The following is a 21,739-nucleotide window of genomic DNA, read 5'->3' as shown; positions in this document are numbered from 1 at the left end:
CCGGGCCTGCGAGCTGCTTTTCAGAATTTCAGGTGGTTTTATGGACAGCATCAACAGCCGCATCGCCGAGGAACTCGGTGTACGCCCACAGCAGGTCGAAGCGGCCGTCGCGCTACTGGATGAGGGCTCCACGGTGCCTTTCATCGCCCGTTACCGAAAAGAGGTCACCGGCAGCCTTGACGACACCCAACTGCGGCACCTGGAAGAGCGCCTGCGCTACCTGAGAGAACTCGACGAGCGGCGTATCAGCATCCTTGCCAGCATCGAGGAACAGGGCAAGTTGACCCCGCAACTGGAACGCGACATCAAGCTGGCCGACACCAAGACCCGCCTCGAAGACCTTTACCTGCCGTATAAACAGAAACGTCGTACAAAGGGCCAGATTGCCCTGGAAGCCGGCCTGGGCGACTTGGCCGACGGCCTGTTCAACGACCCGTCGCTGACGCCTGAAACCGAAGCTGCGCGCTTTATCGACGCGCAAAAAGGCGTCGCCGATGTCAAGGCCGCCCTCGACGGCGCCAAGTACATCCTGATGGAGCGCTTCGCGGAAAACGCCAGCCTGCTGGAAAAACTGCGCACCTACCTGAAACAGGAAGCCATTCTCAGCGCCCGCGTCATCGCCGGCAAAGAGGAAGAGGGCGCCAAGTTTCGCGATTACTTCGAACACGACGAACCGCTCAAAAGCATGCCGTCCCACCGCGCACTGGCGATATTCCGTGGCCGCAACGAGGGCATTCTCAGCTCCGCGTTGAAAGTCGGTGACGAGCTGCCGGGCACCATGCATCCGTGCGAAGGCATGATCGGTCAACAATTCGGCATTCAGAATCAGAACCGTCCTGCGGACAAGTGGCTCGGTGAGGTCGTGCGCTGGACCTGGAAGGTCAAGCTCTACACCCACCTGGAAACCGACCTGCTCGGCGAGCTGCGTGAAGGCGCTGAAACCGAGGCGATCAACGTATTCGCCCACAACCTGCATGACCTGCTGCTGGCCGCACCGGCGGGCCCACGCGCGACCCTGGGCCTGGATCCGGGGCTGCGCACCGGGTGCAAGGTTGCGGTGGTCGACGCCACCGGCAAGCTGCTGGACCACGCCACCGTCTACCCGCACGTGCCGCATAACAAGTGGGACCAGACCCTGGCTGTCCTGGCCGCCCTCTGCGCCAAGCACGCCGTGGACCTGATCGCCATCGGCAACGGTACCGCCAGCCGCGAAACCGATAAGCTGGCCGCCGAGCTGATCAAAAAGTACCCGGCGATGAAGATGACCAAGGTCATGGTCTCCGAGGCGGGCGCTTCGGTGTACTCGGCTTCGGAGCTGGCGTCCAAGGAGTTCCCGGACCTCGACGTGTCCATCCGCGGCGCCGTGTCCATTGCCCGTCGCCTGCAGGACCCGCTGGCCGAGCTGGTGAAGATCGATCCCAAATCCATCGGCGTCGGCCAATACCAGCACGACGTGTCGCAGCTCAAGCTGGCGCGTGGACTGGATGCGGTGGTGGAAGACTGTGTGAACGCCGTGGGTGTGGACGTGAACACCGCGTCCGTGGCGCTGCTGGCACGTATCTCCGGCCTGAACGCTACCCTCGCGCAGAATATCGTCAACCACCGCGACGAGAACGGCGCCTTCAAAACCCGCGCCGCGCTGAAAAAAGTCGCGCGCCTGGGCGAAAAAACCTTCGAGCAAGCCGCAGGTTTCCTACGCGTAATGAACGGTGATAACCCGCTGGACGCCTCGGCGGTTCACCCGGAAGCGTATCCGCTGGTACAGCGGATTGCCGCCGAAACCGATCGCGACATCCGCTCGCTGATCGGCGATGCCGCGTTTCTCAAGCGCCTGGACCCGAAAAAGTACACCGACGAAACCTTCGGCGTGCCTACCATCACCGACATCCTGCAGGAGCTGGAAAAACCCGGCCGCGACCCGCGCCCCGAGTTCAAGACCGCCGAGTTCCAGGACGGCGTCGAAGACCTCAAGGACCTGCAACCGGGCATGATCCTCGAAGGCGTGGTGACCAACGTGACCAACTTCGGCGCGTTCGTGGATATCGGCGTGCATCAGGACGGGTTGGTGCATATCTCCGCACTTTCGGAGAAGTTCATCAAGGACCCGCGCGAAGCGGTGAAGGCCGGTGACGTGGTCAAGGTCAAGGTGATGGAAGTCGACATCCCGCGCAAACGCGTTGGCCTGTCGATGCGCATGAGCGACACCCCCGGCGAGAAAATCGACGGTGCCCGCGGCGCTCGCCCTGGCTCGGCACCGCGTCCGTCGCAGAACACTGCGCCGCGCAAGGACACCGCGACAGCCGCACCGAGCAACAACGCGATGGCCTCGTTGTTCGCCAACGCCAAGCAGTTGAAGAAGCGTTGATGGATATTCCGGCCGGTTTGACCCAGAGCGCGTTCAGCGAACTGATCGGTTGCCGCCTGCAGCGCCTGGATGCAGGCGTTGCCGAGGTGGCCCTGAGCCTTGCGCCGCATTTACGCAATCGCGGGGGCAAGTTGCACGGCGGGGCGATTTTCAGCCTGGTGGACATCACCATGGGGCTGGCATGTTCCAGCGCCCACGGGTTCGACCAGCAGAGCGCGACCATCGAGTGCAAGATCAACTATATCCGCGCCGTTGAAGAGGGTGACGTGCTGTGCACCAGCCGGGTGATCCACGCCGGCAGGCGCACCCTGGTGGTCGAAGCCGACGTGTACCAGGACGAAAGACTTGTCGCAAAAGCACAGGGCACGTTCGCTGTCCTATAGCTCCCTGCCCCTGATTTGAGTTAATTTCGGCGCTGTGACAACAGCGTCGGAATTTTCTCGCTGCGCTGTAGCCCAATTCATGGAGTGAAGTAGGCATATTCAGAGCGGGTCAAATCGACTCAGAACCAGGCGATCACGCCAGTTTCAACTTCACCCTTGTAGACCGTCTTGCCCACCCCCATATTGGGGCGACTGACGCGTGAAGGAATCCAACTTGAGCGAACTTCTCAACCGCCGCCTGGCTCTGCTCGGCAAGCGCGAACACCTCTCCCTGCTAGAGCACTGCCTGCATGGCATCGAGCGTGAATGCCTGCGCGTCACCAGTGAGGGTCGCCTGGCCCAGACGCCGCATCCGGAAGCCCTGGGCGCCGCGTTGACGCACGAACAGATCACTACCGACTACTCGGAGTCGCTGCTGGAGTTCATTACTCCCGCGCTGCCCAACCCGGCCGATACCCTGAGCAGCCTGGACAAGATCCATCGCTTTGCCTACACCAAGCTGGGCAGCGAATACCTGTGGAGCCCCTCGATGCCGTGCCCGTTGCCGGCCGAGGAAGATATTCCGATTGCCTACTATGGCACCTCCAATATCGGGCAGCTCAAGTACGTTTACCGCAAGGGGCTGGCCCTGCGTTATGGCAAGACCATGCAATGCATTGCCGGCATCCATTACAACTTCTCGCTGCCGGAACAGCTGTGGCCGTTGCTCAAGGAAGCCGAAGGCTTTGTCGGCACCGACCGCGACTATCAATCCACCGCGTATATCGCGCTGATTCGCAACTTCCGCCGCTACAGCTGGCTGTTGATGTACCTGTTTGGCGCCTCGCCGGCCCTGGACGCAGGCTTCCTGCGCGGCCGTTCGCACCAGCTTGAAGTGCTCGACGCCGATACCCTGTACCTGCCGTACGCCACGAGCCTGCGCATGAGCGACCTGGGTTACCAGAGCAACGCCCAGGCCGGCCTCACGCCGTGCTACAACGACCTGGCCAGCTACACCGACAGCCTGCGCGAAGCGGTGGCAACGCCCTACGCGCCCTATGTCGAAGTCGGCACGCACAAGGATGGTGAGTGGGTGCAGCTCAACACCAATATCCTGCAGATCGAAAACGAGTACTACTCCAACATCCGCCCCAAGCGTGTGACCTACACCGGCGAGCGGCCGATCCAGGCGCTGATGGCGCGCGGCATCCAGTACATCGAAGTGCGCTGCCTGGACATCAACCCGTTCCTGCCGATGGGCATCGATCTTGCGGAGTCGCGTTTTCTCGACGCGTTCCTGCTGTATTGCGCGCTGAACGACAGCCCGCTGTTCGCCAATAACGAGTGCGGCAACGCCACGTCCAACTTCCTCAGCGTGGTCAAGGAAGGTCGCCGTCCGGGCCTGCAATTGCAGCGTCAAGGCCAGACGGTGGAGATGAAAGAGTGGGCAGCCGAGCTGCTGGAGCAGATTGCGCCTCTGGCCGCCCTGCTCGATGAGAGCCATGGCATCACTGAACACAGCCAGGCGCTGGACGCTCAATTGGCCAAGGTCAACGACCCGTCACTGACGCCCTCGGCCCAGGTGCTGGCCGCGATGGCCGAGCGTAAGGAGAGTTTCGCGCAGTTCTCGCTGCATCAGAGCGAGGTGCATGCCGAGTACTTCCGCAAGGAACCGCTGCCAGCCGAGGAACAAGCGCGCTTTGAAGAACTGGCGCGTACGTCGCTGGCTCAGCAGGCCGAGCTTGAGCAGAACGAAGTGGGCGATTTCGATGTGTTCGTCGGGTCGTACCAGGCGAGCATCCTGGCCATCAGCAACTGAGCTTTATGTGGGAGGGGGCTTGCCCCCTCCCACATTTGCCTTCCACCAGGCTCACGACTCGCTTCACCTTCTGCTCATAAGCTAATTCGAAAATGTTATTTATTTTCGGATTCTTAGATCATTTAGTCTCCTCACACGCCGCCCTCCTGGCTGCTTGATTGAGGAGCCTCCCTTTGAAACTGCCTACCCCACTGCGCTTGCTGGCGGCGTTATCCCTGGCCGGTGCCAGCCTGTTTGCCCAGGCGGCAGATGTGACCGTCGCTTACCAGACCACCGTAGACCCGGCAAAAGTCGCCCAGGCCGACGGCGCCTATGAAAAAGCCACCCACGCCAGGATCGACTGGCGCAAATTCGACAATGGCGCCGATATCATCGCCGCCATCGCCTCGGGTGACGTGCAGATCGGTTACCTCGGTTCCAGCCCGTTGACCGCTGCGATCACGCGCAAGGTGCCGGTGCAAACCTTCCTTGTTGCCACCCAGATCGGCGGCGCCGAAGCCCTGGTGGCGCGCGATGGTTCGGGGATCAACAGCCCCCAGGACCTGGTCGGCAAGAAGATCGCCGTACCGTTCGTGTCCACGGGGCACTACAGCCTGCTGGCCGCGCTGAAGCACTGGAACATCGACCCCTCGAAGGTGACCATCCTCAACCTCGCACCACCGGCCATCATCGCCGCCTGGAAACGCGGTGATATCGACGCCACCTATGTGTGGGACCCGGCCCTGGGCGTGGCCAAGGAAAACGGCAAGGTGTTGATCACGTCCGGCGAACTGGCCAAGTTCGGTGCGCCGACCTTCGATGCCTGGATTGTGCGTAAGGACTTCGCCGAGAAGCATCCGGAAATCGTCACGGCCTTCGCCAAAGTCACGCTGGATGCCTACGCCGCTTACCGTAAAAACCCACAAGCCTGGCTCGCCGACAACGCGAACGTCGACAAGCTGGTGAAGCTCTCCGGCGCCAAGGCCAGCGACATCCCGCTGCTGCTGCAAGGCAATGTCTACCCGCTGGCCGCTGACCAGGTCACCCTGCTGGGCGCACCGACCACCCAGGCTGTCACCGATACCGCAGCGTTCCTCAAGGAGCAAGGCAAGGTCGACGCGGTGCTGCCGGACTACGCCCCTTACGTCAGCGCCAAGTTCATCACCCACTGATCCAAGGAATTCATCGCAATGGCCTTGCTACAGCTGGAGCGCATCAGCGCACAGTACCCAGGCGCCCCGGAACCGGTACTGGCGGATATTTCACTTGAGCTTGGTCCCCGGCAATTGCTGGTGGCCCTGGGCCCCTCCGGCAGTGGCAAGACTTCGCTGTTGAACCTGATTGCCGGCTTTGTCGAACCGTCGGCCGGGCGTATCACCCTCGATGGCGTGCCGGTCAAAGGTCCCGGCGCCGAACGTGGCGTGGTGTTCCAGGACGATGCCCTGCTGCCCTGGCAGGACGTACTGGCCAACGTCGCCTTCGGCCTGGAACTGGCCGGCGTGCCGAAGGCGCAACGTGAAGCGCGCGCCCGGGAAATGCTCGCGCTGGTGGACCTGAGCGGCTTCGACAGCCGGCGCATCTGGCAACTCTCCGGCGGCCAGAAGCAACGCGTCGGCCTCGCTCGCGCCCTGGCGGCCGACCCTCGCGTACTGCTGATGGACGAGCCGTTCGGCGCCCTCGATGCCTTCACCCGCGAACAGATGCAGGAACTGCTGCTGCAAGTCTGGCGGCGCACGGCCAAGCCGGTGTTTCTGATCACCCATGACATCGAAGAAGCGGTGTTCCTCGCCACGGACTTGATCCTGCTGGCGCCCAACCCCGGCCAGATTGTCGAGCGCCTGCAGCTGGATTTTGGCCAACGCTACGCGGCCGGCGAATCGGCACGGGCGATCAAGTCCGACCCGCGTTTTATCGAAACCCGCGAACACGTACTGGGCAAAGTGTTCTCGCAACGGCAGGTGTACGCATGAGCAGCTATGAACTTCCCGCCACAGCGGCCAAGCCGCTGACGCGTGCGGCTATTCCGGCACGCCGCAGCCTCGGCACACGGTGGATCAGCGTACTGACACTGGTGGCCTTGCTCGCTATCTGGTGGGCGGTAACCGCCACCGGCTTGATCGAGCCCCTGTTCCTGCCGCCGCCCTCTGCCGTGCTGCAAAAAGGCTGGTTGCTGGCGACATCCGGCTACATGGATTCGACCCTTTGGCAGCATCTGGGCGCGAGCCTCAGCCGCATCGGCCTGGGCCTGGGTTTCGCGGTGCTGACGGCCGTACCGGTGGGGATTGCCATCGGCGCCAACCGTATCGCCCGCGGCATTCTCGACCCGCTGATCGAGTTTTACCGGCCAATCCCGCCGCTGGCCTATCTGCCGCTGATCGTGATCTGGTGCGGTATCGGCGAGTTGTCCAAAGTGCTGCTGATTTACCTGGCGATCTTTGCACCGATTGCCATCGCCACCGCGACCGGCGTACGCACTGTCGACCCGGCCAAGTTGCGCGCCGCGCAGTCGCTGGGCGCCACCCGCGCCCAACTGATTCGTCATGTGATCCTGCCAAGCGCCCTGCCCGACATCCTCACCGGGGTACGTATCGGCCTGGGCGTAGGCTGGTCGACCCTGGTCGCCGCCGAATTGATTGCCGCCACCAGCGGCCTGGGCTTCATGGTGCAGTCGGCGGCGCAGTTCCTGGTCACCGACGTCGTGGTCCTTGGCATCCTGGTGATCGCGCTGATCGCCTTCGCCATGGAAATGGGCCTGCGCGCCCTGCAGCGTAAATTAGTGCCGTGGCATGGCCAGGCACACTGAGTGATGAACAAATGAGCAGCCTGACCATTACCCCTTTAAGCACTGCGCTTGGCGCCCAGATCAGTGGCGTCGATATCACCCGGGCGCTGAGCACCGAACAGCGCGACGCGATCGAACAAGCACTCCTCGAGCATTCGGTGCTGTTCCTGCGCGACCAGCCGCTCACCCCGCAACAGCAGGCACGGTTTGCGGCGAATTTCGGCGATCTGCACATCCACCCGATCTACCCCAACGTGCCGGAACAGCCCGAAGTGCTGATCCTCGACACCGCCGTGACCGATGTGCGTGACAACGCCGTGTGGCACACCGACGTGACCTTCCTGCCCACACCTGCCCTCGGCGCGGTGCTCAGTGCCAAGCTGTTGCCGGCGTTTGGTGGCGATACCTTGTGGGCCAGCGGGATTTCGGCCTATGACGCGCTGTCCGAGCCACTCAAGGCGTTGCTCAATGGGCTCACCGCCACCCACGATTTCACCAAGTCCTTCCCGCTGGAGCGTTTTGGCAACAGCGCCGACGATCTGGCGCGCTGGGAAGAAACCCGTCGGAAAAACCCGCCGCTGTCACACCCGGTGATCCGCACACACCCCGTCAGCGGCCGAAAATCGCTGTTCGTCAACGACGGCTTCACCACCCGCATCAATGAACTGGAACCGGCCGAAAGCGAGGCGATTCTCAAGCTGCTGTTTGCTCACGCCACCCGCCCAGAGTTCACCATTCGCTGGCGCTGGCAGGAAAATGACGTGGCGTTCTGGGACAATCGCGTGACCCAGCATTACGCGGTGGATGACTACCGTCCACAGCGCCGCGTCATGCATCGGGCAACCATCCTGGGCGATGCGCCGTTTTAATCCAACCGCCTCGGATGGCGATTCGCGTCGCCCCTGCACCGTTGCGTTCGAATGGCGAAAACCTCGTTAATTTCAAGATTTTTCCTATGGGAAAATGTGGCTCACGAAACGCTCTGTAACTCGTCAAGCGCTCACGTTCAGGAACGCGCAAGGTAAGGCTCACCACTGACATCATGCGTCTAAAACGCCTGCGCAGTGACCCCTTAACGTGAATCCATTGAGTGCTTAAATGAATATCTCAACCCTATCGCCGTGGCTGACAGCTTTTGCGCCACAGCCTCATGAATCGACAAATAAACCACCTGCTGAACCCGCCCCTTCAGCCACAGGCACAACACTTGAAACACTGACACCGTCCACCGCCGCGCCCTACCGACGTGAAGATTTGCTCGCCATGTTAAGCGAGCTGACAAAGTTGATGAATACGCTCCAGAAGGCCCAGGACGCCCAGGACGCCAAGCCCGTCAAGCCTGACAGGCCAGCAACCGTTGCAGCGACGACCCACTCGACGGTGCGCACTGACAGCACGGAGTACCTTTCAAATAAAAAGGACAAACAAAAACCCGACGACGTGTTAGGTGGCCTGTTTTTCTCCCCCCATGTTACTTACCGCTCACTGACCACACCACACAGTTCCCATGTCGCGGGGATCAAGTTGGCCATGCAGCACTTTGGTCAAAGTCCAACCGATATTTACGCTCAAGTCACCCCTCTGGACACCGGGTTCAATGTGACGATGAAAGATGGCTTCAAATTATTCATCACGCATAAAGAGCTGGACCTTGCGAAGGCAGGTTCACAACTGCTGGGCAACGAGGACATGTTGAAAGACGCCAACTTTCTGTACGCGACCCTGGTCAAGCGAAAACAGCTCGAAAGTAGTGACCCCGCAGAACAGGCGAGTTATCCCATGGCCATGCGCAATACAAACAAGGGCGAACATGCCAGCAGCGTATTGAAGCTCATGGGCCTGGAACACCATATGAAAGAGGTTAAGTCTGAGTCACTTGGCACGGGTCAGAAACTGGGTGTAACGGTTGTCTCGAATGGGGAATCCATGCTGGTTGTCGATGGTCACGAGGATTTCCACGGGACACCTTCCAGGTTAAGGCTGAAAAAGCAGGCCTACGTACTATCGGATTCACCCGTCACCAACAGACGGGACGACATGAAGGATCCATCCATTGACTCACGCCCTGCACAGGTTCCGCCCTCCCCCCCGCAAACCAACGTCAAACCCCTTGCGGCACCGCCCGGCCCTCCCTCGCCTGAGGCGATGCCGGATATCTCTTCGAAGAGAAACGGTGAACGTCCAGTCAATATATTGACTGGCTTCAGTGACACACCCCGGGACTTTGGCGAATTTCGCGAAACGGCAGCCTATGTTGACGCAATAAAACTGATGATGATGAAGTTCGGACAAAGCCCCACCGATTGCTTTCAACGGGTTGCCGCTGCAGGTGACGGCTATGACGTGACCATGAAAGATGGTTATGAAGTGCATGTTTCTCGCCAGGAGATACAGCGGGCCGGGCAAGCCTTGAAACTGTCCGGTGACGACAGCGAGATGATAAAGGACGCCAACTTCATGTTTGCGGCTTTTACCAAACGTCACCAGTTGGAACATGAAGATCCGGAGGTAATGTCCGACTTCGAGACGGCCCTCAGTGATGCGGTCCAGAATGGCCGGCATATCAAACCTATCCTGGAAAATATCGGCATGATCGGCCACATGCGCCATGTCCATGTGAGTGAACTGGAAGACCAGGATAGCGTCGGGTTTCTGTACGGTTTTGGCTTGGTCCTGGGCAATGAAAAGGCGCATCAATACCTGCCTTATGACGGGCACGGCTACGTACTCGACCATCACTGAATCGCTCACTCACACTGACTGAATACGAGGCGGCCTATGTTACCCAACACTGCCAGCGGCACTGCAGCGCTTAATCCTTCAATACCTTCCAGTCTCTACGCCGGTACAGGCGTGAAGCCGAACGTCAAGGCACCGATGGAAACACCCGTCGCAGCGAGCCCGGAAAACAACCAAGACCTATACACGTCTATCGTTCAACAACTGAACTCACTGACCACCCTTCTCAACACCCTCATACAGCGCGCCAGCCCTGTTGCGCCTGCGGTTGACGCAGTGCCTCATCAGGTTGATCGCGATTCGCCAGCCCCTTTTCCCAATATCAACCCTCTGAACAAGCCCCACTCTGACGAGAGCCCATTTATATCTTCGGTGCCGATCGGCACCAAGCCCAACGATATCTGGCGAGGTTTCTGGCAGGGCGCCGAAGGCAATTGTGTCACGGTGTCGGCGATCAAGCTGGCGATGATGAAATACGGCCATAACCCGCAGGGCATTTTCAAACAGATAACGCCTACAAAAACGGGGTTCGACGTGACCATGCAGGACATGTTCAAACTGCACATATCGCACGAAGAGTTAAAGCTGGCGAGGAACGGCAGCAACTTTGAGGGCGATGACCCGGACGTACTCAAGGACGCAGTTTTCCTGTATGCCGCCAGCGCCAAGCGAGCTCAGATGAAAAACCACGAAGGCACCGCCAGGCGCAGCTTCGAAGATGCAATGGCTTCATTGAATGACGGCGAGATACCGGGGGATGCCACTATGCGCCTGGGCTTAAATGCCAAACGGCGCTGGACCAACCCGGCTCAACTGGCAAAAGGGGGCCTGGGTACCGTAGCAGACGCGACACACTCAGTCGCCGTGATTGACGGTTATGCAGACCTTTACGGAAATAAGGTCAAGTTGTCTGAGTCGGGCTTCCAACATGCGCGGCGAGTGCTAACCCTACGATGAGCGAAAAGCTGCAGTGTGCCTGCCACGATAAAGGTCAGCACCCCTAGCGAGCAGGCACGCTGCCATTACTCAGCCATTGACGGTTTTTCCCACAGATTGATTCCGCCTTCCTGGGCGAACCGATCGATCTGCGCCAGCTCTTCAGCGCTGAAGCTCAGGTTCTTCAACGCTCCGACGTTCTCGATGATCTGCTCCGGCCGGCTGGCACCGATCAGCGCGCTGGTCACCCTTGGATCCCGCAGGGTCCAGGCCAACGCCAATTGCGCCAGGCTCTGGCCGCGACGCTGAGCGATCTCATTCAGGGCGCGAACGTGGGCAATGTTCTCCTCGGACAGGTGTTGGGCCTGCAGCGAGCCTCCCCCCGGCCGATTCACCCGGGCATCGGCCGGTATGCCGTTGAGGTATTTATCGGTGAGCAAGCCCTGAGCCAGGGGCGTGAAGGCAATCACGCCGGCGCCGAGCTCTTCGGTGGTGTCGAGCAGGTCTTTTTCCACCCAACGGTTGAGCAGGTTGTAGGCCGGCTGGTGAATCAACAGCGGCACTTTCCACTCTTTGAGCAGCGCTGCCATCTCACGGGTTTTTACGCCGGAGTATGACGAAATACCGATGTACAACGCCTTGCCCTGCTGAACAGCGGTAGCCAGCGCACTGGCGGTCTCTTCCAATGGGGTGTCGGCGTCGAAACGGTGTGAGTAGAAGATATCGACATAATCGACACCAAGGCGCTGCAGGCTCTGGTCCAGGCTGGCCAGCACGTATTTGCGCGAACCGCCACCCTGGCCATAAGGACCGGGCCACATGTCCCAGCCGGCCTTGCTGGAGATGATCAGCTCATCGCGGTAGTGCTTGAAATCTTCGCGCAGCAAACGGCCGAAGTTGATCTCGGCGCTGCCGTAGGGAGGGCCGTAGTTATTGGCCAGGTCGAAGTGATTGATGCCCAGGTCGAACGCGGTGCGCAGCAGAGCGCGCTGGGTGGCGATCGGGGTGCTGTCGCCAAAGTTGTGCCACAGCCCCAGGGACAGTGCCGGCAGCACCAGCCCACTGCGGCCTACGCGGCGATAAGGAATAGATTCATAACGGTTTTCGGCAGCAATGTACGTCATCGAGTCCTCTCTGGGCTTGGGGCAAATAAGGCCTGGGAATAAGGTTATTCCCAGGCCTTTCAACCCGCTTAATCGCTTAAGTCTGCCTTTCCCTTTTACAGCAAAGACCTGCTTGAGAGGAACGCTATTGCCTACATTTGCTCAGCCGAATCAGCGCACCAGATGCAGGAACTGCAGGTGCCGCTCGTACTGGTCGAGAATGTCGTTGATGATCTGCTCCTTGGTGTAGCCCACCAGGTCGTAATCCTGGCTGCCCTCACGCAGGTGCACTTCGGCGCGATAGTAACGGCGGTTGTTGATCTCTTTGGAACCCATGCCGCCACGGGCGAACGACGGCGTGAAATAGCCACGCATCTGCACCTGGTAGATGAACGGATGCTCCTCGCCATGGCCGATTTCCAGGCTGACGCTGTCGTTGGCCGGGTCCGGCTGGGTGACCACGTTCAGGCCCTTCTCGACAAACACAGCCGTCACTTCTTCGATCGCCGGGCGCACCGTCGACTCGAGGAAGCGGTACACCTCGTCCCGCGAGGGGAAGTGCACGGCCTGGCTCAAACGCTGTCGCCAGCCGCCACGGCCTTTGCGCGACGCTGAAATCGGCGCCAGCGAATGCAACTGGGCGATCTGCTTTTGCGATTCGAGATAGAACGCCTTGTGCAGCCCCCACATCATCAGCAACAGGATCAGCGAGAATGGCAGCGAGGTCAGCACGACCGCTGATTTCAACGAATCGATACTGCCGGCAAACAGCAAGGCGCTGGTGACCAGGGCGGTCATCGCGCCCCAGAACACGCGCAGCCATTTCGGCCCGTCTTCATCGGCGTTGCCGCCTTTGGAGGACAGGGTCGACAGCACCACCGTGCCTGAGTCCGCCGAGGTCACGAAGAACACAAAACTGATAAACACCGTGACCGCAATCACGGTTTTACTCCACGGGTAGGTTTCCAGCAGCAGGTACAGGCTCATCGACGGTTCATCAATGGCCGACTGGCCCAAGGCGGTCATGCCATGGTTGAGCACCTGGTCGATGGCGCTGTTACCGAAGATCGACATCCACGCCAGGGTGAAACCCAGCGGGATCAGCAGCACGCCAAACACGAATTCGCGGATGGTGCGACCACGGGAAATCCGCGCGATGAACAGGCCCACGAACGGCGACCATGCGATCCACCAGGCCCAGTAGAACACCGTCCAACCGCCCAGCCAGTCACTGGGTTTGTCGTAGGCGTATACGTCGAAACTCTTGGTCGGCAGCGCACCGAGGTAGTCGCCGATGTTCTGGATCAAGGTATTGAGCAGGTGCTGGGTGGGCCCGGCAAACAACACGAACAGCAGCAGCGCGCAGGCCAGCAGCATGTTGATGTCGGACATCACCCGCACACCCTTGTCGACACCGGCCACCGCAACGATGATCGCTGCGCCCATCATCAAGGTGATCAAGCCCACCTGGATCCACTGCGTATGGGCGATGCCGAACAGGTAATCCAGGCCGGAGTTGAGGTGCAGCACGCCAAAGCCCATGTCGGCGCCCAGGCCGAACACCGTGGCAATGATGCCAAAGCCATCCACCGCGTAACCGATCGGGCCATTGATGCGCTTGCCGATCAACGGGTACAACGCCGAGCGCAATGCCAGCGGCAGGTTATGCCGGTAGGCGAAATATGCCAGGGCCATGCCGACAAACGCGAACACGCCCCAGCCGTGCAGGCCCCAGTGCAGGAACAGGATCTGCATGGCCTGGCGCGCCGCATCGGCGTTCATCGCCTCGCCCTGGGGCGGTTGCACCAGGTGAGTCAGCGGTTCGGACACACAAAAGAAAAACAGCGTGATGCTGATCCCGGCGGCAAACAGCATGCCGGCCCAGGACAGGTAACTGAATTCGGGCTCGTCGTGGTCGGCACCGAGTTTTATCTTGCCGTAGCCCGATAGCGCGGTGACCACCACGAAGACCAGATACAGGGTCATCGCCAGCATGTAGTACCAGCCGACCGTATTGGCCGCCCAGTTTTGCGCCGCCAGCAGCCAGGCACCGGCCTGTTGCGGGATAGCGATGACAGTGATGCCGAACAGCAGAATGGCCGTGGCGGCGAAGTAGAAAACGGGCGCATTCATGCGCACCAGACCGCTGGGTGGGGTGGACGATGCACTCATGAACGATGCACCCCCGAGGTGTGAAATGTGGCTGTCAATAACGGACTCAGCAAAGGTAAGCCTCCTGTTGTGAGCGGGCAGCGAACCACCGGTTTAACTTGAACGAACGTTCAAGTTAAACATGAATGGGCGGTCTGGGACTAATTTCGGGGCTGAGTGGTAGACAATTCTTACACTAGCTCAAGGACTGGTATGACGGGTGGAGATCGGAAATCGTTCAGCGCTAGCAGGGAGAAATCCGGTAGGAATCTGGAATGCAATCAAAATGTGGGAGGAGGCTTGCCCCCGATAGCGGTGGATCAGTCAACTTATCTGTAGCTGACACACCATAATCGGGGCAAGCCCCCTCCCACAGGGGATTTGTGCAGACGCTTTACTTCTACGCCCCATCATCGTGCTGCAAATTCGCCTGGGTAATATTTGCCCCCGCCGGCACGTTGCGGGTCAGCCATACGTTGCCGCCGATGGTCGAACCCTTGCCGATGGTAATCCGCCCCAGGATTGTGGCGCCGGCGTAAATCACCACGTCATCCTCAACAATAGGATGACGCGGGTGTCCTTTTTGCAACTGCCCATCCTCATCCGCCGGGAAGCGCTTGGCACCCAGCGTCACGGCCTGGTAGATGCGCACCCGCTCACCAATGATCGCCGTCTCGCCAATCACTACACCGGTCCCGTGGTCGATAAAGAAACTCGGGCCGATCTGCGCGCCGGGGTGGATATCGATTCCCGTAGCCGAGTGGGCGATTTCCGCGCTGATCCGCGCCAACAACGGCAAACCGGCGCGGTACAGGTGGTGTGCCAGGCGGTGGTGAATCACCGCCAGGATGCCGGGGTAGCACAGCAGCACCTCATCCACGCTGCGCGCGGCCGGGTCACCGTGGTAGGCGGCCAGTACGTCGGTGTCCAGCAGGCTGCGCAAGGCAGGCAATGCCAGGGCGAAATCCTGGATCAGGCGAATGGCATGGGCGTCGACCTGGCTGTCATCCTGGCCGCCCTGACGCGCGGCGTAGCGCAGCTCCAGCCGGGCCTGGGCAAGCAGAGCGTTGAGGGCGACGTCAAGGGTATGCCCGACGTAAAAGTCTTCACTTTCTTCGCGCAGGTCCACCGGGCCCAGCCGCATCGGGAACAGTGCACCGCACAACGCTTCGAGAATCTGCGCCACGGCCTCGCGGGACGGTAATTCGCGACCACCATGCTCGCCGCTCAAGCGACCGTTGCGCGTTCGCCACTGGTCCCGGGCGCTGCGCAGTTGGCTGACGATGGTCTGCAATTGCCAATGGCTGGAACGCTCACTCACGGTATTCACTCCTGACGAAATGGCCATCACTTTACGGTATGCGCCCCGGCAACCCTTAAGAACCAATGGTATGAGGCTAAGAACCTTCCGACATAAGCGATTTGCCGTTGCCCGATGAAAAGTGCCTGCCTATAGTCGTCCGATTACTCAGCCACCGTGCGTAGCCATGATCAGTCAACAACTTGACCGCTTTAACCGTCTGGACCTGTTGGGCGGCGTCACCGCCCTGGAAAAACTCGAGCGGCTGTCGGCCTGGTTGGGCAGGGACATCTACGTCAAGCGCGATGACACCACCCCGCTGGCCATGGGTGGCAACAAATTGCGCAAACTTGAATACCTGGCCGCCGACGCCATCGCCCAGGGCGCCGACACCCTGGTTACCGCCGGCGCTATCCAGTCCAACCATGTGCGCCAGACCGCCGCACTGGCCGCCAGGCTCGGCCTGGGCTGCGTCGCCCTGCTGGAAAACCCTACCGGCACTGACGACCCCAACTACCTGGGCAACGGTAACCGTCTGTTGCTCGAACTGTTCGACGCCAAGGTGGAGCGGGTCGAGAACCTCGATAATGCCGACGACCAGCTCAACGCCCTCGCCGACCGCCTGCGCAGCAACGGCAAGAAGCCCTATCTGGTGCCTATCGGCGGCTCGAATGCCCTCGGCGCGCTGGGTTATGTGCGTGCAGGCCTGGAGCTGGCAGCGCAGATCGAAGACAGCGGCCTCGACTGTGCGGCGGTGGTACTGGCCTCCGGCAGCGCAGGCACTCACAGCGGCCTTGCGCTGGCGCTGAGCGAAGCGCTGCCGAACCTGCCAGTGATTGGCGTCACCGTGTCGCGCACCGACGAAGCCCAGCGCCCGAAAGTCCAGGGCCTGGCCGAGCGTACCGCCGAGCTGCTCGGCGTGGCGGTGCCCGAGGCATTCAAAGTGATCCTGTGGGACGAATACTTCGGCCCGCGTTATGGCGAACCGAACGCGGGCACGTTGTCGGCGATCAAACTTTTGGCCAGCCAGGAAGGTCTGTTGCTCGACCCGGTCTACACCGGCAAGGCCATGGCAGGCTTGCTGGACGGCATCGGGCGTCAGCGGTTCGGGGACGGTCCGATTATTTTCCTGCATACGGGCGGGGCACCGGCGCTGTTTGCCTATGACTCAGCATTCAGCTGACTGAATGCGGACTGACTGTGGGAGGGGGCTTGCCCCCGATAGCGGTGGGTCAGGCACAGATGAATTGACTGACACTGCGCCATCGGGGGCAAGCCCCCTCCCACATCGGACCTCTTGCATATTCAAAAATAGAATATGAAGTTGTATTTTTATTATTTTCAAGTCTTAAAAACCCACCTTATCATCGCGCCGCAGGCGAAGACGCGGTTCTCGCTTTAAGGCAGGATACGGCTACTGCGTCACCGGCTTCGCTCACCATAAAAAACCATAGGGGCTCTTCATGACTATTTCTGTATTGCGTCGCACATTGCTGGTCGGCACATTGGGTCTGGCGCTCGGCGCAGGCATGCTCGGCCAGGCGATTGCCGGCGAACAACTGGATGCCATCAAGAAAGCCGGCGAGATCAAGATCGGCCTGGAAGGCACCTATCCACCGTTCAGCTTTGTCGATGAAAGCGGCAAGCTCAGCGGCTTCGAGGTGGAGCTGTCCGAGGCGCTGGCCAAGGAGCTGGGCGTCAAGGTCAAGCTGCAGGCCACGCCATGGGACGGCATCCTCGCCGCCCTCGATTCCAAGCGCCTGGACGCCGTAGTCAACCAGGTGACGATCTCCGAAGAGCGCAAAAAGAAGTATGACTTCTCCAAGCCCTACACCATCTCCGGTATCCAGGCGCTGACCCTTGAGAAGAACGTCGACACCATCAAGACCGCCGGCGACCTGGCCGACAAGAAAGTCGGTGTGGGCCTGGGCACCAACTACGAACAATGGCTCAAGGACAACCAACCCAAAGCCATCATCAAGACCTACAACGACGACCCGACCAAATTCCAGGACCTGCGCATCGGCCGCATCGACGCGATCCTGATCGACCGCCTGGCCGCTCTGGAATACGCCAAGAAAGCCAAGGACACCGCCGCTGCGGGCGAGGCCTTCTCTCGCCAGGAATCGGGTATTGCCCTGCGCAAAGGCGAACCCGAGCTGCTCGACGCGGTGAACAAGGCCCTCGACAAGCTGCGCGCCGACGGCACCTTGAAGAAGCTGTCCGAGAAGTACTTCAACGCTGACGTCACTCAATAATGGAAGCAGGTTTGCAACTCGCACTGGACTCCGCGCCCTTTCTGCTCAAGGGCGCGTATTACACGGTGATCCTCAGCCTGGGCGGGATGTTCTTCGGCCTGCTGCTGGGTTTCGGCCTGGCATTGATGCGCCTGTCGCGCTTCAAGCTGCTGAGTTGGACGGCGCGGGTCTACGTGTCGTTCTTTCGCGGCACGCCCTTGCTGGTGCAGTTGTTCCTGATCTACTACGGCTTGCCGCAAGTGGGTATCGAGCTGGACCCGATCCCGGCCGCCATGATCGGCTTTTCGCTGAACATGGCCGCCTACGCCTGTGAAATCCTGCGGGCCGCCATCGCGTCCATCGAGCGGGGCCAGTGGGAAGCCGCCGCGAGTATCGGCATGACCCGCGCGCAGACATTGCGCCGCGCCATCCTGCCGCAGGCAATGCGCACCGCACTGCCGCCGCTGGGCAACAGTTTTATTTCGCTGGTCAAGGACACGGCGCTGGCCGCCACCATCCAGGTGCCCGAGCTGTTCCGGCAGGCCCAACTGGTCTCGGCGCGCACCTTCGAAATTTTCACCATGTATCTGTCCGCCGCCCTGATCTACTGGATCCTGGCGAGCATCCTGGCGCATCTGCAAAATCGTCTGGAAGACCGGGTCAACCGGCATGACCTGGAGTCTTGAAGCATGATCGTGGTTGAAAAACTGACCAAAAAATTCAACGGTCAGGTGGTGCTCAACGGCATCGACCTTGAGGTCAAGGCCGGCGAAGTCGTGGCCATTATCGGTCCCAGCGGCTCCGGCAAGACCACCTTCCTGCGCTGCCTGAATTTTCTCGAAGAACCCACCAGCGGCCGTATCAAGGTGGGCGATATCGAAATCGACAGCAACAAGCCGCTCAACCAGCAACAAAGCCTGGTGCGACGTCTGCGCCAGCACGTGGGTTTTGTATTCCAGAACTTCAACCTGTTCCCCCACCGCACCGCACTCGAAAACGTCATCGAAGGTCCGATCGTGGTCAAGAAGATGCCACGCGACGCGGCGACCGATCTGGGTCGCAAGTTACTGGCCAAGGTCGGCCTGGCAGGCAAGGAGGCGGCTTATCCACGGCGCTTGTCCGGCGGCCAGCAACAGCGTGTGGCGATCGCTCGGGCCCTGGCCATGGAGCCTGAGGTGATTCTGTTCGACGAACCCACCTCGGCCCTCGACCCGGAACTGGTCGGTGAAGTGCTGGCGACCATCCGCAGCCTGGCCGAAGAAAACCGCACCATGGTGATCGTCACCCACGAGATGAGCTTTGCCCGGGATGTAGCCAACCGCGTGATCTTTTTCGACAAGGGCGTGATCGTTGAGCAGGGTGAAGCCAAGGCGCTGTTCGCCAACCCCAGGGAAGAGCGCACCCGGCAGTTCCTGAGCAAATTTCTCGCCCATTGAATCGGTCTTCTGTGGCCGGCGCACACGCTCGCTCGCCACAGAAGCGGTTCCTACAAAGAATCGCCGCTGCTGCTTGTAAAACACTCTGCCAGGCCCCTCCTGCAATACCCCTTCCAGTCAGACCCTTCTGAATCTACTCCAACCCGCCGTTTAGCCCTTTGCCGCCATTGACGCCCCCGGCGCAACCCTCTTATCTAGCGTCCAGAGGATTGGATCCTATCCCGGCTACTCACTGAATCGTTCTTTCGGCCCCTTTGCGCACCCGCGCCCAAGGCCCGGAACGATTGCTGCTGGCTGCATCAAGGAGATCACATATGACGCACACTACTATCCCGGCCATGCTGACCGCACCCACCCTGCCCCAGGCCGTTCGAAACGGCATCAGTGCCCACGCGGCCGCTCAACTGCAGGTCGACATCGCACCTTACCCCGGCATGGAGGAAGGCGACCTGATCGAGCTGTTCTGGAACAACTGCTTTGCCGCTTCACGCCGGGTGACGGCCGGCAAAATCGGTACCCCGACCCACCTGCGGGTGCCGGAAAGCTTTGTACAGGATGGCCCGGCCCGGGTTCACTACCAGATCATGCAGATCGGTCACGGCCCCGCGCGCTCTGCCACCACCCAGGTACGGGTCAAGACCAACTACCCTGGCGGGCAGCCGTCGAATCTGTACAGCGACGAGAACCAGAACCTGGCACCCGTCAGCCTGCCCGAGACCATCCGCCGCCACGGCGTCAACAGTCGCCAGGTGCAACGCGGTATTCCGCTGTCCATCGAGCCTTACGCGAACATGGCCAGCGGCGACGCCATCACGCTGCGCTGGGGTGACGTACGCATGGATCTGCCGAAAATCCAGGCCGGGAGCGTGGGCATGCCCGTTCAGGTCTGGGTGCCTTCGGCGGTCATTATCGAAGGCGGTGACGACTGCCGCCTGGAGGTGACGTACTGCATCCTGGATCGCGTCGGTAACAATTCGCGCTGGGCACCGGCCCGTACCTTGCGCATTGCCGCCTGGATTCCCATGGGCTCGGACGCGGCCAAGGCCACGTATCAACCTCGCCCGTTCGGCTCCCCCTGCGAACCGGGGTGACGACCCTTCTATGCATATTCCTAAAAGTTAGTTTATTTAAAAAATAAACACGCTTAGGGTATATGCACCGGACCACCGGACATTCCTGAATTTTCTGTTTTCATTTCATTGAATGCGAGGTCGGTATGGTCAGAATTACCCCGGTGCATAACGCCAGGGCATTACGTGCAGCCAAGGAGCGGCGCTGATGTCTAATTTGGCTCTAACACCCCCCCAGAGTGATCTGGACGTGGCACCACTGTTGTTGCCGGCCACCGTGCTGCGCAACGACGCCCAGGCGTTGAGCGCCGCCCATGAACTGGCTGACGCCGCGCGCCTGCAAGCCGCCAGGCGCGACCAGCAACGGCAATTGCCATGGGCGCAGATCGAACAGTTCACCCGCAGCGGGTTGGGCAGTATTTCCATTCCTCGAGAATACGGCGGTCCACAGGTTTCGTTCGTGACCCTGGCCGAGGTCTTCGCCATCATCAGCGCGGCCGACCCGGCTCTCGGGCAAATCCCGCAGAACCATTTCGGCATCCTGCACCTGCTGCAGAGCACCGCCAGCGAGCGCCAGAAAAAACACCTGTTCCAAAGCGTGCTTGAGGGTTGGCGCATCGGCAATGGCGGCCCGGAACGCGGCACGAAAAACACCCTGGAACTCAAGGCACGGATCACCGCCGAGGGCGACGGCTATGTGGTCAGCGGCCAGAAGTTCTACTCCACCGGCGCTCTGTTCGCCCATTGGGTGGCCATCAAGGCCCTCAATGAGGACGGCAAGCAAGTCATGGCGTTTGTGCGCCGTGGCAGCGAGGGGCTGCGCATCGTGGATGACTGGTCGGGCTTTGGCCAACGCACCACCGCCAGCGGCACCGTACTGCTCGACCGGGTACCGGTGGACGCGCAGTGGGTGGTGGACAACTGGCGCCTGGGCGAAAGCCCGAATATCCAGGGTGCCGTATCGCAACTGATCCAGGCCGCCATCGACGCCGGCATCGCCCAGGGCGCCCTGGAAGACACCATCGCCTTTGTCCGTGAACGTTCACGCCCCTGGATCGATGCCAAGGTCGAACGGGCCAGCGACGACCTGTATGTCATCGCCGATATCGGCAAGTTGAAGATTGAGCTGCATGCCGCGCAGGCGCTGCTGCGCAAGGCCGGCCAGGTACTGGACCAGGTCAGCGCCGCACCGATCACCGCGCAGTCCGCCGCGCGCGCGTCGATCGCAGTCGCCGAGGCCAAGGTCCTCACCACCGAGGTGTCATTGCTGGTCAGCGAAAAGCTCTTCGAGTTGGCCGGCAGCCGCGCCACCCTCGCCGAATTCAACCTTGACCGGCACTGGCGCAATGCGCGGGTCCACACGCTGCATGACCCGGTGCGCTGGAAGTATCACGCCATCGGTGCGTACCGCTTGAACGGCACGTTGCCGGCTCGACATTCCTGGATCTGACCGCCCAGAA

General features: G+C 60.7%; 18 protein-coding genes. 15 read left to right on the top strand and 3 right to left on the bottom strand.

The features are described 5' to 3' along the window. Positions 1-40: 40 nt before the first annotated feature. The 9 genes from BFQ04_RS06065 (at position 41) to BFQ04_RS06025 (ending at position 11,003) form a co-directional block, all read left to right on the top strand. Positions 41-2,365: a Tex family protein gene (locus BFQ04_RS06065; protein WP_065950029.1), complete on the top strand. Its 2,325-nt coding sequence runs from the start codon at positions 41-43 to the stop codon at positions 2,363-2,365. Then, on the top strand, positions 2,365-2,748 hold the full coding sequence (locus BFQ04_RS06060) for a PaaI family thioesterase (protein ID WP_065950028.1): 384 nt from the start codon (positions 2,365-2,367) through the stop codon (positions 2,746-2,748). Before BFQ04_RS06065 ends, BFQ04_RS06060 begins: the two co-directional genes overlap by 1 nt. A 214-nt stretch (positions 2,749-2,962) precedes the next feature. Then, the gene (gshA, locus tag BFQ04_RS06055) at positions 2,963-4,546 is read left to right on the top strand and encodes a glutamate--cysteine ligase (protein WP_065950027.1); all 1,584 of its coding nucleotides are present in this window, start codon (positions 2,963-2,965) and stop codon (positions 4,544-4,546) included. 173 nt (positions 4,547-4,719) lie between these two features. Continuing rightward, positions 4,720-5,697 (top strand): taurine ABC transporter substrate-binding protein, encoded by a 978-nt coding sequence (gene tauA / locus BFQ04_RS06050; protein WP_065950026.1) that lies wholly within the window; start codon positions 4,720-4,722, stop codon positions 5,695-5,697. Positions 5,698-5,715: 18 nt separating this feature from the next. After that, the gene (gene tauB / locus BFQ04_RS06045; RefSeq protein ID WP_065950025.1) at positions 5,716-6,495 is read left to right on the top strand and encodes a taurine ABC transporter ATP-binding subunit; all 780 of its coding nucleotides are present in this window, start codon (positions 5,716-5,718) and stop codon (positions 6,493-6,495) included. Next, complete coding sequence (gene tauC, locus BFQ04_RS06040) at positions 6,492-7,328, top strand: taurine ABC transporter permease TauC (RefSeq protein ID WP_065950024.1); 837 nt, start codon at positions 6,492-6,494, stop codon at positions 7,326-7,328. The genes tauB and tauC overlap by 4 nt, the downstream gene beginning before the upstream one ends. Positions 7,329-7,339: 11 nt before the next feature. After that, positions 7,340-8,176: a taurine dioxygenase gene (tauD, locus tag BFQ04_RS06035; RefSeq protein WP_065950023.1), complete on the top strand. Its 837-nt coding sequence runs from the start codon at positions 7,340-7,342 to the stop codon at positions 8,174-8,176. Between the two features lie 229 nt (positions 8,177-8,405). Next, positions 8,406-10,049, top strand: a complete 1,644-nt coding sequence (locus BFQ04_RS06030) for a hypothetical protein (protein WP_139111902.1) — start codon at positions 8,406-8,408, stop codon at positions 10,047-10,049. A gap of 111 nt (positions 10,050-10,160) precedes the next feature. Next, positions 10,161-11,003 (top strand): hypothetical protein, encoded by an 843-nt coding sequence (locus tag BFQ04_RS06025; protein WP_256544557.1) that lies wholly within the window; start codon positions 10,161-10,163, stop codon positions 11,001-11,003. A 65-nt stretch (positions 11,004-11,068) separates the two neighbouring features. Here the strand turns inward: BFQ04_RS06025 and mgrA are convergent, their stop codons facing one another. The 3 genes from mgrA to epsC all read right to left on the bottom strand — a co-directional run bounded on the left by mgrA (position 11,069) and on the right by epsC (position 15,557). Then, positions 11,069-12,106, bottom strand: coding sequence for an L-glyceraldehyde 3-phosphate reductase (gene mgrA, locus BFQ04_RS06020; protein WP_065950020.1), 1,038 nt, complete (start codon positions 12,104-12,106; stop codon positions 11,069-11,071). A 150-nt stretch (positions 12,107-12,256) separates the two neighbouring features. Then, on the bottom strand, positions 12,257-14,218 hold the full coding sequence (betT, locus tag BFQ04_RS06015) for a choline transporter BetT (protein WP_164484677.1): 1,962 nt from the start codon (positions 14,216-14,218) through the stop codon (positions 12,257-12,259). A gap of 418 nt (positions 14,219-14,636) precedes the next feature. After that, the gene (epsC, locus tag BFQ04_RS06010; protein WP_065950018.1) at positions 14,637-15,557 is read right to left on the bottom strand and encodes a serine O-acetyltransferase EpsC; all 921 of its coding nucleotides are present in this window, start codon (positions 15,555-15,557) and stop codon (positions 14,637-14,639) included. 166 nt (positions 15,558-15,723) lie between these two features. Between epsC and BFQ04_RS06005 the strand changes: the two genes are divergently transcribed. The 6 genes from BFQ04_RS06005 (at position 15,724) to BFQ04_RS05980 (ending at position 21,729) form a co-directional block, all read left to right on the top strand. After that, positions 15,724-16,719: a D-cysteine desulfhydrase gene (locus tag BFQ04_RS06005; RefSeq protein ID WP_065950017.1), complete on the top strand. Its 996-nt coding sequence runs from the start codon at positions 15,724-15,726 to the stop codon at positions 16,717-16,719. 280 nt (positions 16,720-16,999) lie between these two features. Next, positions 17,000-17,794, top strand: a complete 795-nt coding sequence (gene tcyJ, locus BFQ04_RS06000) for a cystine ABC transporter substrate-binding protein (protein ID WP_065950016.1) — start codon at positions 17,000-17,002, stop codon at positions 17,792-17,794. Further along, positions 17,794-18,459 (top strand): cystine ABC transporter permease, encoded by a 666-nt coding sequence (gene tcyL, locus BFQ04_RS05995; protein WP_032878420.1) that lies wholly within the window; start codon positions 17,794-17,796, stop codon positions 18,457-18,459. Before tcyJ ends, tcyL begins: the two co-directional genes overlap by 1 nt. A 3-nt stretch (positions 18,460-18,462) precedes the next feature. Next, on the top strand, positions 18,463-19,209 hold the full coding sequence (tcyN, locus tag BFQ04_RS05990; RefSeq protein WP_065950015.1) for an L-cystine ABC transporter ATP-binding protein TcyN: 747 nt from the start codon (positions 18,463-18,465) through the stop codon (positions 19,207-19,209). 314 nt (positions 19,210-19,523) lie between these two features. Beyond that, positions 19,524-20,300 (top strand): hypothetical protein, encoded by a 777-nt coding sequence (locus BFQ04_RS05985; RefSeq protein WP_065950014.1) that lies wholly within the window; start codon positions 19,524-19,526, stop codon positions 20,298-20,300. A 187-nt stretch (positions 20,301-20,487) separates the two neighbouring features. Continuing rightward, positions 20,488-21,729: an SfnB family sulfur acquisition oxidoreductase gene (locus BFQ04_RS05980; protein ID WP_065950013.1), complete on the top strand. Its 1,242-nt coding sequence runs from the start codon at positions 20,488-20,490 to the stop codon at positions 21,727-21,729. Positions 21,730-21,739 lie beyond the last annotated feature (10 nt).

It is taken from the genome of Pseudomonas sp. 37 R 15 (assembly GCF_900004865.1).
In the GTDB taxonomy this organism is placed as follows: Bacteria; Pseudomonadota; Gammaproteobacteria; order Pseudomonadales; family Pseudomonadaceae; genus Aquipseudomonas; species Aquipseudomonas fluorescens_AM.
This window is presented reverse-complemented; position numbering and strand designations above follow the sequence as displayed.